Origin of the sequence: Chryseobacterium sp. MDT2-18 (genome assembly GCF_030815285.1) — a bacterium.
GTDB lineage: Bacteria > Bacteroidota > Bacteroidia > Flavobacteriales > Weeksellaceae > Kaistella > Kaistella salivictor.
In genome coordinates, this window is the sequence record NZ_JAUSWQ010000002.1 from 231,765 (window position 1) to 248,178 (window position 16,414).

Annotated in this window: 14 protein-coding genes; 1 reads left to right on the top strand and 13 read right to left on the bottom strand. The window is 39.0% G+C overall.

Translation table 11 applies throughout. The annotated features are described in order from the left end of the window. Positions 1-76 precede the first annotated feature (76 nt). The 11 genes from QF004_RS02990 to QF004_RS03040 form a co-directional block, all read right to left on the bottom strand. On the bottom strand, positions 77-1,078 hold the full coding sequence (locus QF004_RS02990) for a cation diffusion facilitator family transporter (RefSeq protein WP_133439419.1): 1,002 nt from the start codon (positions 1,076-1,078) through the stop codon (positions 77-79). Positions 1,079-1,156: 78 nt separating this feature from the next. Next, a complete protein-coding gene (locus tag QF004_RS02995; RefSeq protein WP_307422522.1) occupies positions 1,157-2,149 on the bottom strand; it encodes an aspartate-semialdehyde dehydrogenase in 993 nt (330 codons plus the stop codon). Positions 2,150-2,174: 25 nt separating this feature from the next. Next, complete coding sequence (locus QF004_RS03000) at positions 2,175-2,621, bottom strand: hypothetical protein (protein ID WP_133439421.1); 447 nt, start codon at positions 2,619-2,621, stop codon at positions 2,175-2,177. Between the two features lie 140 nt (positions 2,622-2,761). After that, positions 2,762-6,115, bottom strand: a complete 3,354-nt coding sequence (locus QF004_RS03005; RefSeq protein ID WP_307422525.1) for a TonB-dependent receptor — start codon at positions 6,113-6,115, stop codon at positions 2,762-2,764. Between the two features lie 155 nt (positions 6,116-6,270). Beyond that, entirely contained in the window at positions 6,271-7,131 is an 861-nt protein-coding gene (nadC, locus tag QF004_RS03010) for a carboxylating nicotinate-nucleotide diphosphorylase (protein ID WP_307422528.1), read from the bottom strand. Positions 7,132-7,189: 58 nt separating this feature from the next. Beyond that, positions 7,190-8,032: a sulfurtransferase gene (locus QF004_RS03015; protein ID WP_307422531.1), complete on the bottom strand. Its 843-nt coding sequence runs from the start codon at positions 8,030-8,032 to the stop codon at positions 7,190-7,192. A gap of 71 nt (positions 8,033-8,103) precedes the next feature. Beyond that, positions 8,104-9,675, bottom strand: a complete 1,572-nt coding sequence (gene nadB, locus QF004_RS03020) for an L-aspartate oxidase (protein ID WP_307422535.1) — start codon at positions 9,673-9,675, stop codon at positions 8,104-8,106. Between the two features lie 41 nt (positions 9,676-9,716). Then, a complete protein-coding gene (locus tag QF004_RS03025) occupies positions 9,717-10,346 on the bottom strand; it encodes an NAD(P)H-dependent oxidoreductase (protein WP_133439426.1) in 630 nt (209 codons plus the stop codon). Between the two features lie 245 nt (positions 10,347-10,591). After that, positions 10,592-11,074, bottom strand: a complete 483-nt coding sequence (gene rnhA / locus QF004_RS03030) for a ribonuclease HI (protein WP_307422538.1) — start codon at positions 11,072-11,074, stop codon at positions 10,592-10,594. 2 nt (positions 11,075-11,076) lie between these two features. Then, positions 11,077-12,672 carry a replicative DNA helicase gene (gene dnaB, locus QF004_RS03035; protein ID WP_307422542.1) on the bottom strand — a complete coding sequence of 532 codons (1,596 nt, stop codon included), beginning with the start codon at positions 12,670-12,672 and terminating at the stop codon, positions 11,077-11,079. 249 nt (positions 12,673-12,921) lie between these two features. Then, a complete protein-coding gene (locus QF004_RS03040) occupies positions 12,922-14,160 on the bottom strand; it encodes an MFS transporter (RefSeq protein WP_307422544.1) in 1,239 nt (412 codons plus the stop codon). Positions 14,161-14,625: 465 nt separating this feature from the next. Between QF004_RS03040 and QF004_RS03045 the strand changes: the two genes are divergently transcribed. Next, positions 14,626-14,964: a multidrug efflux SMR transporter gene (locus QF004_RS03045; protein WP_133439430.1), complete on the top strand. Its 339-nt coding sequence runs from the start codon at positions 14,626-14,628 to the stop codon at positions 14,962-14,964. A 72-nt stretch (positions 14,965-15,036) separates the two neighbouring features. Here the strand turns inward: QF004_RS03045 and QF004_RS03050 are convergent, their stop codons facing one another. Both QF004_RS03050 and QF004_RS03055 read right to left on the bottom strand, forming a co-directional pair. Then, entirely contained in the window at positions 15,037-16,014 is a 978-nt protein-coding gene (locus QF004_RS03050; protein WP_307422548.1) for a T9SS type A sorting domain-containing protein, read from the bottom strand. A gap of 186 nt (positions 16,015-16,200) precedes the next feature. Further along, on the bottom strand, positions 16,201-16,407 hold the full coding sequence (locus QF004_RS03055) for a hypothetical protein (protein ID WP_307422550.1): 207 nt from the start codon (positions 16,405-16,407) through the stop codon (positions 16,201-16,203). Positions 16,408-16,414 lie beyond the last annotated feature (7 nt).

Consider the following 16,414-nt stretch of genomic DNA (forward strand, 5'->3'; position numbering starts at 1 on the left):
TGTGAATTATTAGTTAAACCTGTGTTTAATCAGATTCATTTTTAAATCAGAGATCACAAAATTCTGTGAGCGGTTTTCAATCTTCAACCGAATGCTTTCCAACCTGCGCAATGGTTTTTGCATTCCATTCTATTTTTTTAACGAACGGTCTTTGCCGTACCGGACATTCCCACAATTCACAAATTTCGCAGGAAATAGGTTTGCAGTCATCCAAATGAAAATTAAATTCAATGGTCCTGTCTGTATTTTCACCAATCAGTTTATAGAGATCTTCCATTTCATTATGGGCTTTGCGAAGTTCGTAATACCACGGTAATGTAAGATGCGCATCGATGTGAAGTCCACTGCCATGCTGTTGGATCCTCATATTGTGAACGTCGATCCATTGTCTTTTTCGGTTTTCATTCAGGAATTTTGATAATTTTTCAAGCATTCCCAAATCGGCTTCGTCCATTATTCCGCTTAACGATTTTCGAATAATTTTGTAACCGATAAATATAATATAGGTACCGAAGAGGAGTGCTACCGCAGCATCAATCCAATACAGGCTTGTGATCTGCACTAAAATTAAACTGACTACCACTCCCAAAGTGGTGATGGTATCACTTTTCAGATGTTTCCCTGAACTTTGTAAAACGAGAGAATTTTCCTGAATGCCTTTCTTTTGAGAAATATGCCCCATTAAATAATTAATGACGGCCGTAACTGCGACAATTGCTATTCCCCAGTCTAACTGCTTTGGAATATTGCCGTGTAAAAGGGAATCTATAGACTGAACGATGATGATGATTCCGGCAAAAATAATTAATGCTCCTTCTACACCGGAAGTTACAAACTCTACCTTTCCGTGTCCGTAAGGATGCTCGATATCTTTCGGTTTTGCTGCGAGATAAAGCGAATACAATCCCATGAAAGCGGCGATGATATTCACGATACTTTCCATGGCGTCTGAGAAAACTGCATCGGAATTGGTGAAATGCCAGGCCAATAATTTCGCCACGAAAAGAAGGATGCCAACGAGGGCTACATTTCTCTGAAAAATGAAGTTGGTATTTGGAATTTGTTTATTTTCTGACATTTGAGTTTTATTATACTTATTAGGAATGTTTGATGACTCTAATCCATAAAAAATGCCCACTTGATGTGAGCATTTTATTTAGACTAATTTGTTGTGGTAGAGATATTCTGCAATCTGTACTGCATTGGTTGCGGCACCTTTCCGAAGGTTATCTGCGACAATCCAAAGGTTTAATGTTTTGGGCTGCGACAGGTCTTTTCTGATTCTTCCTACGAAAACCTCATCTTTACCTTCTGAATATAAAGGCATTGGATAAATGTTGTTTTTCACATCATCTAAGACGGTCACCCCAGGAGTTTCTGCAAGAATCGCTTTCACTTCGTCCAAATCAAAATCATTTTCGAATTCGATATTGACGCTTTCAGAATGTCCACCCTGTACGGGAACTCGAACTGCTGTTGCGGTAATATTGAAAGTGTCGTCGCCCAGAATTTTCTTGGGTTCGGTCATCAGTTTGATTTCTTCTTTGGTATAATCGTCTTCTGCAAATACATCACATTGTGGCAATGCATTTTTGAAGATTTCATACGGATAGACTTTTACAACATCTTTGTTTCCGATAACCTCCGCATTCAGCTGATCTACGGCATTCTTTCCTGTTCCTGTTACCGACTGATACGTAGAAACGATGACCCGTTTAACATCGTATTTTTGATTCAAAGGGTGTAACACCATCACCAACTGGATGGTAGAACAGTTTGGATTTGCAATGATTTTGTCTTCTTTGGTTAGAACATGAGCATTGATTTCCGGGACGATTAATTTCTTGTCCGCAACCATTCTCCAGGCAGAAGAATTATCGATGACAGTCGTTCCAACGGCTGCGAATTTCGGGGCAAATTCTAATGAAGTTGTTCCGCCTGCAGAAAACATAGCGATTTCGGGCTTTCGGTCTAAAGCGTCCTGCATGGAAACAATTTCGAATTCATTTCCTTTAAAGGTGATCTTTTTACCGATTGATTTTTCGGAGGCTACGGGAATTAATTCGGTTACCGGAAAATTTCTTTCTTCCAGAACCTTTAACATTATTTGTCCCACCATTCCGGTAGCGCCTACTACTGCTATTTTCATTAAGAATATTTGTTTTTAAATTAATTTAAGCAAAAAGGGAAGGAAACACTCTTGACCATGGGAATGCGTAGGCAAAAAATGCTACAGCAATAAGTCCCATAATAACGATTTTCATCGCAAGGGTTTCGTGTGATTTCATGTATTTATTAATGATGGTCATTAAGACAACACCGATCAGCATTGATACCGGATGTTCCACGTAAGAGAATCTTGAGGCAGCATTGCTCATTAATGTTCCTGTTTCCAACGCCCCTTTTAAGCCTGGAGAAAATACCAGCATGAAAATTCCAACGATTAACTGAACGTGAAATAAAATCATGGTAATTAAAGTGGAGGTCCGCAATAATTTTTTGATTTTTCCGGAGTAACCAAACATGGTCATCAATAATGCAACGATGAAGATAATGCCCGAAAGCAAAATTAAATAAGCAAAACCTTTGTGTGCTTCAGTAATAATCTTAAATGTGTCCATAGTAATTTTTTGTTAATGGCAAAGATAAAAAAAATCCCGACGATTGTAGCATGGTAAAGGAAAGATAAGATAGAGGTGGATACAAAAAAACTGCCTTACAAAATAAATTGTAAGGCAGTTGCTATAATTAGAAGCTTGTTTTAGAAAGAATATTTAAATCCTAACATTGCGCTCCAAGTAGTAAATCTGTTACTTGCAGGTCTGTACGGTGCATTGACAAGGTCAGCACCCGAACGTAGCATCTGGAAGGTTGGATCTGGAGAAAGGTTTCCTGATCTGCCTAACACTGCTGCGCCGTAAGAGCTAACTGTGTTATCCTGAATTCCCCAATGAGAGTTAAGTAGGTTACCAAAGTTTAAGATATCTAAACTGATTGCTACTTTGTCTCCTTTTTGAACCATATCGGTAAATAAGTTCTGTGAAATTCGAACATCAACACGGTTTAACCATGGTAGCAAGAATTCATTACGAGGAAGAATTTGACCTCTGTATGCTTCTAATCCGTTGTCAGCGATGAATTTGTCAAATGCTGCGCGTTGCTGGTCAGCCGTAAACACAGTAGTTGTACCTGATTTGATATCAGCAAACTTTACTACTTCACCAGCTTTAGGGATGTACATTAAGTCATTCGCGATACCATCACCATTCACGTCATTAGAATAGTAGTAAGAGAATCTTCCTTGGTTAGCTCCACTGTAGTAAACTCCAATTGTAGTGTTTTTAATGTTATAACTAACATTAGCAACAATTCTGTGAGGAACAGAGAAAGCTGAAATACTCAAGTCTTGCTGGTTTGGAGAATCAACAGTTGGTGATGCCTGCCAAGCTGAACTTGCACTTGATCCTGCATTTGCAGAAATCTCTTTTGCTTCAGAGAACGTGTAGAATACTGATCCTGACAATCCTTTCCAAGTTCTCATATTCGCTCCAAAAGTTGCAGAGAAAGCAGTTCCTTTAGTATCAGAGTTGGTTAAAACAGTAGCACTGTTTGCCCCAATTTTAGTATTGTACTGGTATGATGCAGTGTTGGGATAGTAAACACGATCTTGGTTGGTCATTCTTGCAGTAGATTCTTTTCTGTTTGCTCCATATTGGAATACAGAATTTACATCTTTAGTATATAGAATGTCTGTGGTCAATGTGAATACAGAGTTTGGAATTTTGTAGTCAGCGCCAAAACTTGATCTCCATACAGAAGGCATTTTGAAGTCCTGATCAACTAAAGCAAATGAAGATGGTGCACCTTCTTTAGGGCTATTGATGAATACGCTTCCTGCTCCTGCTGGTGGATTGTTTACATAATAGTAAATATCCTGAGGTTGGAAAGTTACATTTCCGATCCATCCTGCGATCTCAGCATAAGAACCCGGTTCAACAGTGTTTTGTAAAACACCTGCATTGGTTGGCATATTGGTTAACCATACAAAAGGAACACGTCCTGTAAAGATACCTGTACCTCCACGCAATGTTAAACTTTTGTCTCCGATTACATCGTAGTTGAATCCTAAACGTGGAGAAAGAGAAACTTTAGATTTTGGCCATTCACCAGAAGCGTAGTTTCTTGGGTTTCCGTTTTTATCTAATAAATTTAATGCATCAATCGATGGATTGGCTGTAAGATCATTTAAATAATTAGGAAGCTCTGCTCTTAAACCAACTGTAAAGTTGAATTTGTCGCTTAATGTAATTCTATCCTGTAAATAGGCAGAAGCCAATCCGAAATTAACTCTTGAATAAGTATCTTGGTTAGCATATGGATAAGTTAAACCAAACATAATTGGTGCAACCTCAGCCGAAGTACCTGTTTTTAAGAAGTCTTCTACAGAAGCATAACGGTAATAACCTGTTCCCATTCTTGTGTATGAGTTACCGAATTTTTGAACTTCATAAGCAATACCAGCAGTAAAGTTATTTTTACCTACGGTATAAGTTAAGTTATTGGTAAAAGAGAAGTTGTCATTCACAACATCATTTAAGTAAGAAAATAATTCTGTACCGAAACTGATGTAATTCCCTCCATTAGCAGAACCATCCCAGATATCAACAAAAGGGAAAAGCTTTTCTGAAGGAGAAGTTCTTTTATCCTGAATTTTTGAGTAGGTAAATAATAATTTATTGGAAAGACTAGAGTTGAAAGTTGAATTTAATTCAGCAGTAATAGAGCTTACCGTGTTTTCAAAACCATAATTTCCACTTTCAAAAGTCATTGCTTTATCACTTACACGTCCCCAAGAAGATCTTGGTGCTGGACCTGAAGAAGCGTTCGCTAATTGCTGTGATGTTCCTTTCAACATATTATAACGAACTGCAAACTTGTGCTTATCGCTGATGTTCCAGTCTAAACGAAGTAAAAATTTATCACCTTGTTGTTCTGCTTCATCAGCATACCCTTGGTAACGGCCAGGATTATATCCCCATCTGTTGATCAAGTGGTTTTGAACTGCAATTAGATCAGATTCTTTAACTCTTGAAATATTATTTGCAGGATCTGCAACTCCATCTTGTGAAGCGGTCCAAAGATTCGCACCTGAGGCATTTGCACCGGTAGCGGTTTCTCTTTCACCACTCAAAAAGAAGAACAATTTATTTTGTACAATTGGTCCACCTACCGTAAATCCATTCGTCATTTTCGCACCGGAAACTTTTTGAATTTCATCACCGTTAATTTTCCAACCACTCAAATCTTTTCCGGTATAATAACCATATAGTGAACCGTGGAATTTATTGGTTCCAGATTTAGTAATGGCGTTAATACCAGCACCTGTAAAACCAGATTGGGTAACGTCAAAAGGTGCAATATTTACAGAAATTTCCTGAATTGCATCTAATGAAATTGGTTGAGAATTGCCACCAGGTAATGGGCTGCTACTTAAACCGAAACCGTTATTGAAATTCGCACCGTCAATTTGAAGGTTGTTATAACGAGCATCACGACCTGCAAATGAATTTCCGTTTGCCTGCGGAGTTAATCTCGTAAAATCAGTAATACTTCTCGAAGATTGCGGAAGATCCTGAATTAGTTTTTGACCAATATTGGTTGCAGCACCAGTCTTGTTCATGTTTCTGCCCCCTGTTCCAGAAATAATTACTTCTGCGATATTTGCTGTCTTCTCACCGAATATGGGATTCAGTGCGAAAGGTTGACCTAGCTCCAAGTATACGTCTTCGTATATGATTGGCTTTTCATTACCATAAGTAACTTCTACTTTGTATGGGCCACCAACACGCATGTTGGATAAGTTAAAAACTCCTGCTGAATTTGCAGTTGCGGAATAGACCGTCCCAGAAGGCATGTGGGTCGCTTTAATTGTTGCACCAGTGATTTTCTTACCGTCGCTCATTGTGACAACACCAGACATGTTACTTGTTGTAACCTGGGCATTTACGGATCCATACCCTGCAAATGCTAAAGCAGCAACGAGAACAGTTTTCTTTAGTGGATTAAAATTCATATCAGTTAATTTTATTATACTTACTATAAAAGATTTTTGCAAAAATATCTAAATTAAATGGTACTTTCGTTAACAAATTGTTAAATTTTAAAATTTTGTTAAATTTCCTTCTATTCATAAGGGAATCAAAGCATTGGGGATTTTGTTCTCTAATAAAAGGGTTGTTGATTTATCTTTCTTTGTTTAAATGCACTTTCTCATTTCACAGCCTTCAAACTCAGGTCGATGTTCTCTGCAGAATGGGTCAGTGCACCTGCGGAAATAAAATCTACACCCGTTTGTGCAATGTCTTTCAGCATTTCCCGGGTAATGCCACCGGAAGCCTCAGTTTCACATTTCCTGCCGATTAATTTTACGGCTTCTGCCATCATTGCAACCTCCATATTGTCGAGCATGATTCTGTCGACGCCGGCTTTCAAAGCTTCTTCTACCTCTTCTAAATTTCGGGTTTCAACCTCTATCTTTAATGGCTTTTTAATCTTTTCAGTATATGCCTTTGCCATTTTTACAGCGTTGGTGATGCTTCCGTTATAATCTATATGGTTGTCTTTGAGCATGATCATGTCATACAAACCAAATCTGTGATTAGTGCCGCCACCGATGGCCACCGCCCATTTTTCGCAAAGTCTGAAATTGGGCGTTGTTTTTCTCGTGTCCAAAAGTTTCGTTTTTGTTCCCAATAACCGCGAATCCCACTCATGGGTAATGGTTGCGATACCACTCATTCGCTGCATGCAGTTCAAAACAAACCGTTCGGTAGTCAGGATAGATCTGGCGCTTCCCGTTATGTAAAAAGCAATATCGCCCGCTTTTGCAGGGTCACCATCTTTCATCAGCCGTTCTACTTTTAAGTTTTTATCAAACTGTTTGAAAATCATTTCTGCCAGTTCCACTCCGGCTAAAATACAGTCCTGTTTCACCAGGAGTTGGGCTTTCTGCTGTAGATCTTTAGGAATGGTAGCCAAAGTAGAATGGTCGCCATCTTGAATATCTTCTTCCAATGCGTTTTTAATAAAGGTCTTTAAAGCGTCTTTCGTGATGTAGAGCGGTTTTTTCATATTTTTATATTTGAAGGAATCTTCATTTTTTTTAGGTTCGGTGAAAGTTTAAATTTAGTTATTTGTTTTTAGCCACAGGTTTACCATTGCCTAACCACTCACTCCACGATCCTACGTACAGTTTGGGGATTTCAAATCCTGCATAATCCAGGGCCAGTAAAGTGTGACAAGCGGTAACTCCTGATCCGCAGTACACCGCTATTTTTTCAGATGGAATATCTTTTAAAGCTTCTGCATATTTTTCATGAAGAATTTCCGGACTTTTAAAAGTTCCGTATTCAGTAAGGTTTCCTTTAAATGGGATATTCATCGCGCCCGGAATATGCCCTGCGACATCATCGATGGGCTCCGTTTTACCGTCATAACGGTCTTTTTCACGAACATCAATAATAATATATTCAGGGTTCTCAGAATAACGTTCAATAAAATCAATATCCGCCACCGGAAGTTTCCATTCTTTTAATGAAAGTTTATCAACGGGTTCGGGTTCGACGATTCTTGAATTTAGGGGCAGTCCCATTGCTTTTGCTCTTTGTATCCCGCCGTTTAAAACCTGAACTTTTTCTACTCCTACAGATCTCAGCATCCACCAAAATCTTGCTGCGGCAATAGAAGCGTTTTTATTGTCATACACAATAATGTGGGAATCCTGGGTGATCCCCAAACGCATCAAGACTTCCGCAAATTTTTCTAAACTGGGCAACGGATGTCGTCCGCCATTTTTTATGTTTTTCGGAATTTGGGCTAAATCATTATTCAAATCCGTATAGAGCGCTCCGTCGAGATGTTCATGCAAATAGCTGTCATAAGCAGAACCACCACTTCCGGCGTCTACGATGACGACATTTTCCCGGTTCAAATCCGCTAACTCTTCAGCGTTGATAATTGGTGACAGTTTCATGGGTTTTCCCTTTTTTTTGAGTTCTTTCTCCATTCTTCCATGCTCGGAAGTCTTATTTTATAAATCGTTATTTACACCAAATCTTTATTATAAAAAGCGCCTTTGTTCTCTTTCATCATCAATGAATGCTTGATAATCAAATAGGAAATATTGGTCAGATTTCTCAGTTCCGAAAGTTTTGGCGACAGAATCGAGTAGTTGTACAGTTCATTCACAGCTTCGAAGATTTCCTGTTGTTTTCTCTTTGCCAGAGCCAAGCGGTCATTTGATCGGACGATACTTACCAAATCGCTCATCATTTCCTGCAATTGTCTGCGAAGGTAGGAAATCATCACCATCTCGTCCATCATTTTCATACCCTCTTCGTCCCATTGCGGAATTGCTTTCAAATCTTCAAAGTTGAAATCATTGATTTTTAGGAGTTCGACTGTTTTCAAAGCCGCGTTGTGACCGAAGACCAGCCCTTCCAGTAAAGAGTTTGAAGCCAGTCGGTTAGCGCCATGTAAGCCAGAATTGGTACATTCTCCTACGGCAAATAGATTTTTAATGGAACTTTGGCCGTCCATGTCGATATCGATTCCGCCCATTAAATAGTGACATGCCGGAACGATCGGAATGAGTTGGGTGAAAGGATCGATTCCTTCATCCAAACATTTCTGATAAATATTGGGAAAATGTTCGATGAATCTTTCCTGATTCATTTCGCGGCAATCAAGCCCTACATAATCATCGCCCGAAATTTTTAATTCATTATCAATGGCTCTGGCAACTATGTCCCGCGATGCTAATTCTTCGCGTTCGTCATACTTGTGCATGAATTTTGCACCATCTTTCGTTCTCAATTTTGCACCATCGCCCCGCACTGCTTCTGAAATCAAAAACAGCATTCCGTCTCTTTTGGAAAATAAAGCGGTGGGGTGAAACTGGTAATACTGCATATTCGAAATTTTCCCGCGCGCTCTGTGGACAAAGGCTATTCCGTCGCCGGTTGCGATAATCGGATTGGTGGTGTTTTTGTAAACATGACCTGCTCCGCCGGTTGCGACCAAAGTGATTTTCGCCGTAATTTTCTTTATTTCTTTATTTTTTTCATCAAGAACGTAAGCGCCGTAGCAGTCGATTTTTTCAAGATCGAAAATTTTATTGGGAACGTGATGTTGCGTAATCAAATCGATGACATAATGATGCGCCATAATTTCGATATTCGGTGATTTGTTCACCGTTGCCAATAAAGCGCGTTCTATTTCAGCGCCGGTAATATCTTTGTGATGAACAATGCGGTTTTCGGTATGTCCGCCTTCTCTGCCGAGCAAGAGGTGACCGTCTTTTTGGTCAAAATTAGTTCCCCAGTCCACAAGTTCTTTAAATCTTTCGGGACCTTCGCGAACGACCATTTTTACCACTTCAAGATTATTTTCACCATCGCCGGCTCTCATGGTGTCATCGATATGTTTCTGAAAATTATCTTTGTCGAAATCGGTTACTACGGCCAATCCGCCCTGCGCATATTTGGTGTTGCTTTCGTCTTCATCGGCTTTGGTGACGATGATTATTTTTGCCTCGGGCATTCTTTCGGATATTTTTATCGCATAAGAAAGTCCGGAGATTCCTGATCCGATGACGAGTACGTCTGCTTTTATCATGGAGTTATTTTGGTGTAATGAATGAAAATTTAGACCTTATTTTAAATAAACTTAAACAGTTTATCATTCGGTTTTCTTACTTTTTTTAAATTCTGAAATTGGTCTTCTTCCGATCGGTACCCAAGCGCTAAAGTCACTGCGACTTTTTCTTTTTCGGTATCAATCCCTAAAACAATATCGATTTTTTCCTGACTGAAGCCTTCCATCGGGCAGGTATCTACATTTTCTAAAGCCGCCGCAAACATCAGATTTCCCAAAACAATATAGCTCTGTTTATCTGCCCAAATCATCACTTCTTCTGAATCTAAATGCTGAATATGTTTGCTGATACTTTCTTTAAATGGATTTAAACTTTCCAGAGGAACTTCTCTGGTTTCTGAAATATGATTAAAATAATTGCCGATATATTCATTGCCAATATTGTTTTTCGAAACAATAACAATCAAATGCGAACATGTTGAGATTTGCGATGGATTGTAAAAGGCAGGAATGAGTTTCTGCTTCATTTCCGGACTTTGCACAATAAGGAGCCGATAAGGCTGTAGTCCCAATGAACTAGCCGAAAGTCTTGCCGCTTCAAGGATATGGAAGAGCACATCGGACGAAACTGTTTTTTCAGGATCAAATTTTTTAACCGAATATCTTTTGTTGAGTGCTTCAAGGTAATTCATCTAACAAAGATAAATAAATGAGCCGGAAGTTGGGTGGGTGAATTTCTTTAAGTGAATTTCTAAAGGTGAATTTTAAAAGTGAATGGTGAATTTCTTCGGGTCAATTTTAAAAGTGAATTTAATAAATATTAAGTTTAGAAAATTCACCATTTCACAGCAACGATACTTGACCATTAAATTGACCATTCACTGCGAAGCTAACTAACCATTCACTGCGAAGTAAATTCACGCAAAGTAATTTACCGTCAGAAAAGCCCGCCGTTCTGTTGTTTTTCGAAAAATTCATCAATTTGAAGCGGTTCTGTCTGGGTGGCTTTTACAGCAAGTTGATCACAGATTTCATTTTCGAGATGGCCTGCATGACCTTTAACCCAATGAAAAGTGGTTTGATGTGCTTTAATTAAAGGAACCATTCTTTTCCACAAATCAGGATTTTTTACATTTTTAAAACCTTTTTTAATCCAACCGAAAATCCATTTCTGATTAATCGCGTCAGAAACATATTTGCTGTCGGTGTAAATGTGAATGTCATTTTCGGTAGATTTCAGTTTTTCCAAAGCGACTATCACTGCCAACAATTCCATGCGGTTGTTGGTTGTGAGGCGAAACCCCTGCGAATATCTTTTTTCGTAATTTTTTTCGGGAACCTTCATCACGATTCCGTAACCCCCTTTTCCGGGGTTACCACTACAGGCGCCGTCGGTATAAATTTCAATTCTAAGACCCATTCCTAAAATTGAAAATCATCATCATCATCCGCATCATTCATCGACGAACCGGAAAGGTTTTGGTTGCTCGGCAAATCGAAAGCAGCACCGGGATCGATGGTTGTTTTGATTTTTTCAAAACCTCCCGGAGTATCCTGTTGTCCAAAATTCGAAGACTGGTAACCGTAGGCACCGCCTCCACCAAATAAATCAAGGTCGGCAAATTTGGCAATATTTTTATGGAAAGACATTCTCACATCTGCGGTAGCACCATTACGGTGTTTTGCGATAATCAGTTCTGCCTGGTTTTCTGTGGAGGACTCACCGCCGTCTTCATCATTGTCCCAAGTGGTGATTTTATAATATTCCGGACGGAAAATAAACGAAACAATATCGGCATCCTGCTCAATCGCTCCAGATTCCCGAAGGTCAGAAAGCATCGGTCTTTTTCCAGGTCGTGTTTCCACACTTCTTGAAAGCTGAGAAAGTGCAATAACAGGAACATTCAGCTCTTTTGCAATTGCTTTCAGGGAACGGGAGATCATTGCAATTTCCTGTTCACGATTTCCTGCTCCCCCTTTTCCGGAATTTGCGGTCATCAACTGAAGATAATCGACCATGATGATTTTTACTCCATGCTGCATGACCAATCTCCGGCATTTTGCCCGAAAATCGAATACAGAAAGGGAAGGTGTTTCGTCAATATATAAAGGAGCGTTTTCTAAAGCGGAAACATTGGAGAATAAACGTTGCCATTCTTCATCGTTCATTTGTCCTTTTCGTAATTTCTCAGAAGAAATTCCCGTTTCTGAAGCGATCATTCTGGTAATCAACTGAACGGAAGCCATCTCCAGCGAGAATAAAGCCATCGGAATATTATGTTCTACCGCAATATTTCTTGCCATAGAAAGCAGGAAAGCGGTTTTACCCATTGCCGGACGGGCCGCAATAATAATTAAATCGGAATTTTGCCAACCACCGGTTTCTTTATCAATATCTTTAAATCCGGACGGGATTCCGGAGATTCCCTCTTTGTCTTTTAAGGCTTTAATGGTTTCAATGGCCTGGCTAACCAAAGTATTCGCAGTGTCGAAACCTTTTTTAATAGTTCCGTTTGTAATTTCAAAAAAGGATTGTTCGGCTTTATCCAAAAGCTCGAAAACATCGGTAGATTCTTTATAAGAACTGTCGATCACATTGGCGGAAACATTAATCAGACTCCGCAGAATGAATTTCTCTAATATCACCCGGACATGGTACTCAATATGCGCACTGGAAGAGACTCCCATCGTTAAATCAATGATGTAATGATCTCCTCCTGCAAGTGCTAATTTATCGGTTTTCTTTAATTCCTGAATTACCGTCATTAAATCGACGGGATGATTACCTTCGAAGAGACGGACGATTACGCGGAAGATTTCCTGGTGTCTTGGGTCGTAAAAAACATCCGCGGTCAATAAATCAATGGAATAATCCAGTCCTTTTTTATCAATTAAAAAAGTGCCGATAACGAGTTTCTCGAATTCTATTGCATTGGGAGGCATTTTGCCGTCGGAAATAGAAAGTTCCTTAGCGAAATTACCATGAATTAGTGAAGATAAAGTTTCCTTTTGTGCCATATGACAAAGATAGTTTTTTTAAGTTTTTATTCCGAATATTTAATCAACAATGTCCTGGGTTTTAAGGTCAATGAGTTGTTTGTTAGTGAATTGCAGTGTTGATAAGTCGGAAATTAAACAGTTTTTATTTTGGCGAGGATTGAAACGGAAATTCTTTTTTTTGGCGCTGCCAAAGGTGCAGCAAAAAAGATTGGAGGGAAGAGCCGGACCGAATTGGTTAGAAGTTCTACACTGTTTAGTCTTAAAAAATTAATAGTTCATTTTGCGGAGTTTTGGAACGGTGGTTCCGACTAAAAGTGCGATTAAAACGGTCATGGTTCCACCAAAAACGACGGATCGAACAACGCCTAAAAGTTTGGCTGCAACGCCACTTTCGAATTGACCCATTTCGTTGCTCGACATGATGAAAATGGAATTCACGCTTAAAACCCGGCCGCGAATATGATCGGGCGTTTTCAGTTGTACAATCGTACCGCGGATGACCACCGAAATTCCATCGAGCATTCCACTGGCCACCAATAAGAAAAAGGAGAGCCAGTATAATTTAGAGAAACCGAAACCGATGATGCACAGGCCAAAACCTGCCACGGCAACGAGTAAGATTTTACCTTGATTTTTGGTTAACGGTACAAACGCCAGAGTCATGATAATACACATGGAGCCGATATCTGAAGCAGCATTCAGCAAGCCGAAACCTTCGGATCCTACATCTAAAATATCGGTAGCGAAAACCGGAATCATGGCGACGGCACCGCCAAAAAGGACGGCGAACATATCAAGGCAAAGTGCGCCCAAGATTTCTTTTGTTTTGTAAATGTAGGCGATTCCTTCGCGCATACTTTCAACCACGCCCATTGTTCGGTCGCTGTTTTCTGAAGGGTGTTTTTTCAGAAACCAAAAGAAAATGGAGGAGAAAATCATTAATCCGACAATCACGAGGATTGTTCCGGAAATATCAATCCAGTGAATAAGAAAGCCACCCAAAGCATGGCCAGAAACCGAAGCGGTAAGAAAGGTCGCCTGGTTGAGTGTGATAGCGTTCGGAAGTTGATCTTTTGAAACTATCTTTGGAATCATTGAAGGAATTATAGGGCCGATAAATGCGCGGCAAAATCCGGTACAAAAAATGACGGCATAAATAAAATAAGAAATCTGGATATTGCTGAAGTGCAGTAAACTGTGACCAAAAAAAGCGGGAACCGCCAATAAGCCGATCAGCAAAACATAAGCGTAATTGCAGATCAGCAAGAGTCTTTTCTTCTCAGAATTATCGATAACGTGGCCGGCGTATAAGGCAGTTGATACCGCAGGAATAACTTCTGACAAGCCAATCAACCCAATGGCGAAAGGATCTTTGGTTAATTTGTAAATCCACCAGCCCATCAGTGTTGCCAACATTCTGAAAGATAAGATCAGAAAAAAACGGCCGGTCATCAAGTTCCGAAATTCTGCTATTTTTAAGGTCTGAATAGGTTGCAATGAAATCATTTTGCAAAAGTAAATTTTAGGAACGAAAAATCATTTATTAATTTGCCACGAATGCACGAATTTTTTTCTATAAGTTAGTTGTTGCTTTCCAATAATTGAAATGAAGTAATGTTAAAAAAATGGAGATTCGTGAATTCGTGGCTTCCCATTTTGCATTAAGTTTTTGCCACGAATACACGAATTTTTCTTCAACAGCTTGTTCCTTTTAAATGGACCTTTTCCTATGATTGAAACGAAGTAAAAAGTGATTTAAAAAAAAATGGATTCGTGAATTCGTGGCTTCTCCTAGTGCATTAAATTTTGCCGCGAATGCACGAATTTCTCTTCAACAGCTTGTTGTTCTATTTAAAATAGGTTGTTGCGTTTTCTATGATTGAAATGAAGTAATGTTAAAAAAAATGGAGATTCGTGAATTCGTGGCTTTTAGAAACACTTAAGTTTTCCAAAAAAAATTATCTTTGAAAAATGAATTGGATTTTACTCATTATCGGCGGCTTATTTGAAACCGGCTTTGCCACTTGTCTCGGAAAAGCGCAAGAAACAACCGGAAGAGAAAGTTATTTCTGGTGGGCAGGTTTTGCAATTTCTCTTTTTCTGAGTATGTTTCTTTTATACAAGGCAATTTCTGTTGGCGCCAGTCCCATTCCTGTTGGGACAGCGTACGCTGTCTGGACGGGAATTGGTGCGGTAGGTGCTGTTTTTATGGGAATATTTATATTCGATGAGCCTGCGACTTTCTGGCGAATATTTTTTGTTTTCACTTTGATCGCTTCGGTGATTGGGCTGAAAGTGGTTTCTAATTAGGACAACATAGAAGAAGCCGTCTCAACACTTATTGAAACGGCTTCTTTTTTTATTTGTATTTTTTCTAATATGCTATTTCTTAACGATTTTTGAAGTTTCGATTAATTCGCTTCCAGAATATACTTTAACAACATAAGCAGCTTTTGGAAGTCTTTCTATATTGATCGATGTTTCAGAAGAACTGATTACCAGTTTTCCGGTCATATCAAAGATTTCAGTTTTGGAAATAGAATTCTTTTTGTTGGCCTTTAAGTTAATTACATTAACTGCTGGGTTTGGGTAGATGGAGACGTTTCTAAGATTAGAATATACATTTGTAGTACCCAACTGGTTTTCTCCTGTAATCGTGAATGCAAGCCCTTCGAAAGTTTCACCTAGCAAACTTGAAATAGTTGTCCAGGAGGTTGCTCCTTCTTCAAATAAATCAGCCTCATCGATTAGCACAGGTTCTGAGTAATTATCATTTCCTAAAGCCCAGTAGAATGTTTCATCCTCATCGTAGCCGTAATCGTAACCAAGATCAACTTTAGGCGCAAAAGCCACCCAATATTTTTTATTGGCTTTCAATGTTAGGTTTTGTCCCAATGCCTTAGTAACATCAACTTCAAAGGTGAAATCCACATCATCCGCGGAAAGGGTCGCAGCGCTATTGGTTTCGTCGATATTTATGACAGCAACCGCTGTGCTTAGATCACTTGGTTTTCCAGCGGGAAAACCGTTGTTGTCATTGAAGATATACATTTTTAATCCCAGATAATAATCTGGTAAATCACCATAGAACTGAGTTCCATAAAAAACAAATTTCTCAATTTTGGTATCGTCAGAAAGTTGAAAGTCATCTGCCGCAAAAATTTGATAATCGTCTTGATCTACCATTGATATGATTCCATTTGAGAAATCAGGTGCTTGATCAAATTTTATTTCATTTGCTTTTAAATGGGATACAAATGGTTTATGGGTCTCATTTTTGCTTGGTTTTTTAAAGCTTTTAATCTGCGCATTTGAGAATGTCATCGCTAACATCGTTCCTAAAAAATAGATTTTTTTCATTAAATATAATTTGAATTAATATTTTCAAATGTAATAAAAATTTATTAAAATATTAAATATTTTGTTAATTCGGTACTTATAAATAGGTGTTGGTGTGAGTATTTATCCGAATTTGATTGTCTGCAGAATGTTTTTTGAATTTCAGATGCTGTTGTTTTTGTCAGGATGGAAATTATTTAGAGTTAATTATTGTCCTCCGATGGCGAGCCCGAACCCCTCACCTAAAGCTCGCATTGTGTCTGCAATGATATAAGTTATGACCAAAAGACCAACGGTTCCACCGATTAAAATAACGGTTGCGCCAGTCTTATTTTGATTAATTTCTTTGATGTCCTTTTTGGAGATGGCAAGCCGCTGATCGTTTCTGGTTCCGATAATGCTGTCTTTTTCCACTGAGGTG

Coding starts and splice junctions, on each gene's coding strand:
- QF004_RS03015 (WP_307422531.1), bottom strand. CDS start 8,032: ATGAAACTGTCACCAATTATCAACGCTGAAGAGTTAGCGGATTTGAAC.
- nadB (WP_307422535.1), bottom strand. CDS start 9,675: ATGATAAAAGCAGACGTACTCGTCATCGGATCAGGAATCTCCGGACTT.
- QF004_RS03050 (WP_307422548.1), bottom strand. CDS start 16,014: ATGAAAAAAATCTATTTTTTAGGAACGATGTTAGCGATGACATTCTCA.
- QF004_RS03045 (WP_133439430.1), top strand. CDS start 14,626: ATGAATTGGATTTTACTCATTATCGGCGGCTTATTTGAAACCGGCTTT.
- QF004_RS03000 (WP_133439421.1), bottom strand. CDS start 2,621: ATGGACACATTTAAGATTATTACTGAAGCACACAAAGGTTTTGCTTAT.
- rnhA (WP_307422538.1), bottom strand. CDS start 11,074: ATGGGTCTTAGAATTGAAATTTATACCGACGGCGCCTGTAGTGGTAAC.
- QF004_RS02990 (WP_133439419.1), bottom strand. CDS start 1,078: ATGTCAGAAAATAAACAAATTCCAAATACCAACTTCATTTTTCAGAGA.
- QF004_RS03025 (WP_133439426.1), bottom strand. CDS start 10,346: ATGAATTACCTTGAAGCACTCAACAAAAGATATTCGGTTAAAAAATTT.
- dnaB (WP_307422542.1), bottom strand. CDS start 12,672: ATGGCACAAAAGGAAACTTTATCTTCACTAATTCATGGTAATTTCGCT.
- QF004_RS03040 (WP_307422544.1), bottom strand. CDS start 14,160: ATGATTTCATTGCAACCTATTCAGACCTTAAAAATAGCAGAATTTCGG.
- QF004_RS02995 (WP_307422522.1), bottom strand. CDS start 2,149: ATGAAAATAGCAGTAGTAGGCGCTACCGGAATGGTGGGACAAATAATG.
- nadC (WP_307422528.1), bottom strand. CDS start 7,131: ATGAAAAAACCGCTCTACATCACGAAAGACGCTTTAAAGACCTTTATT.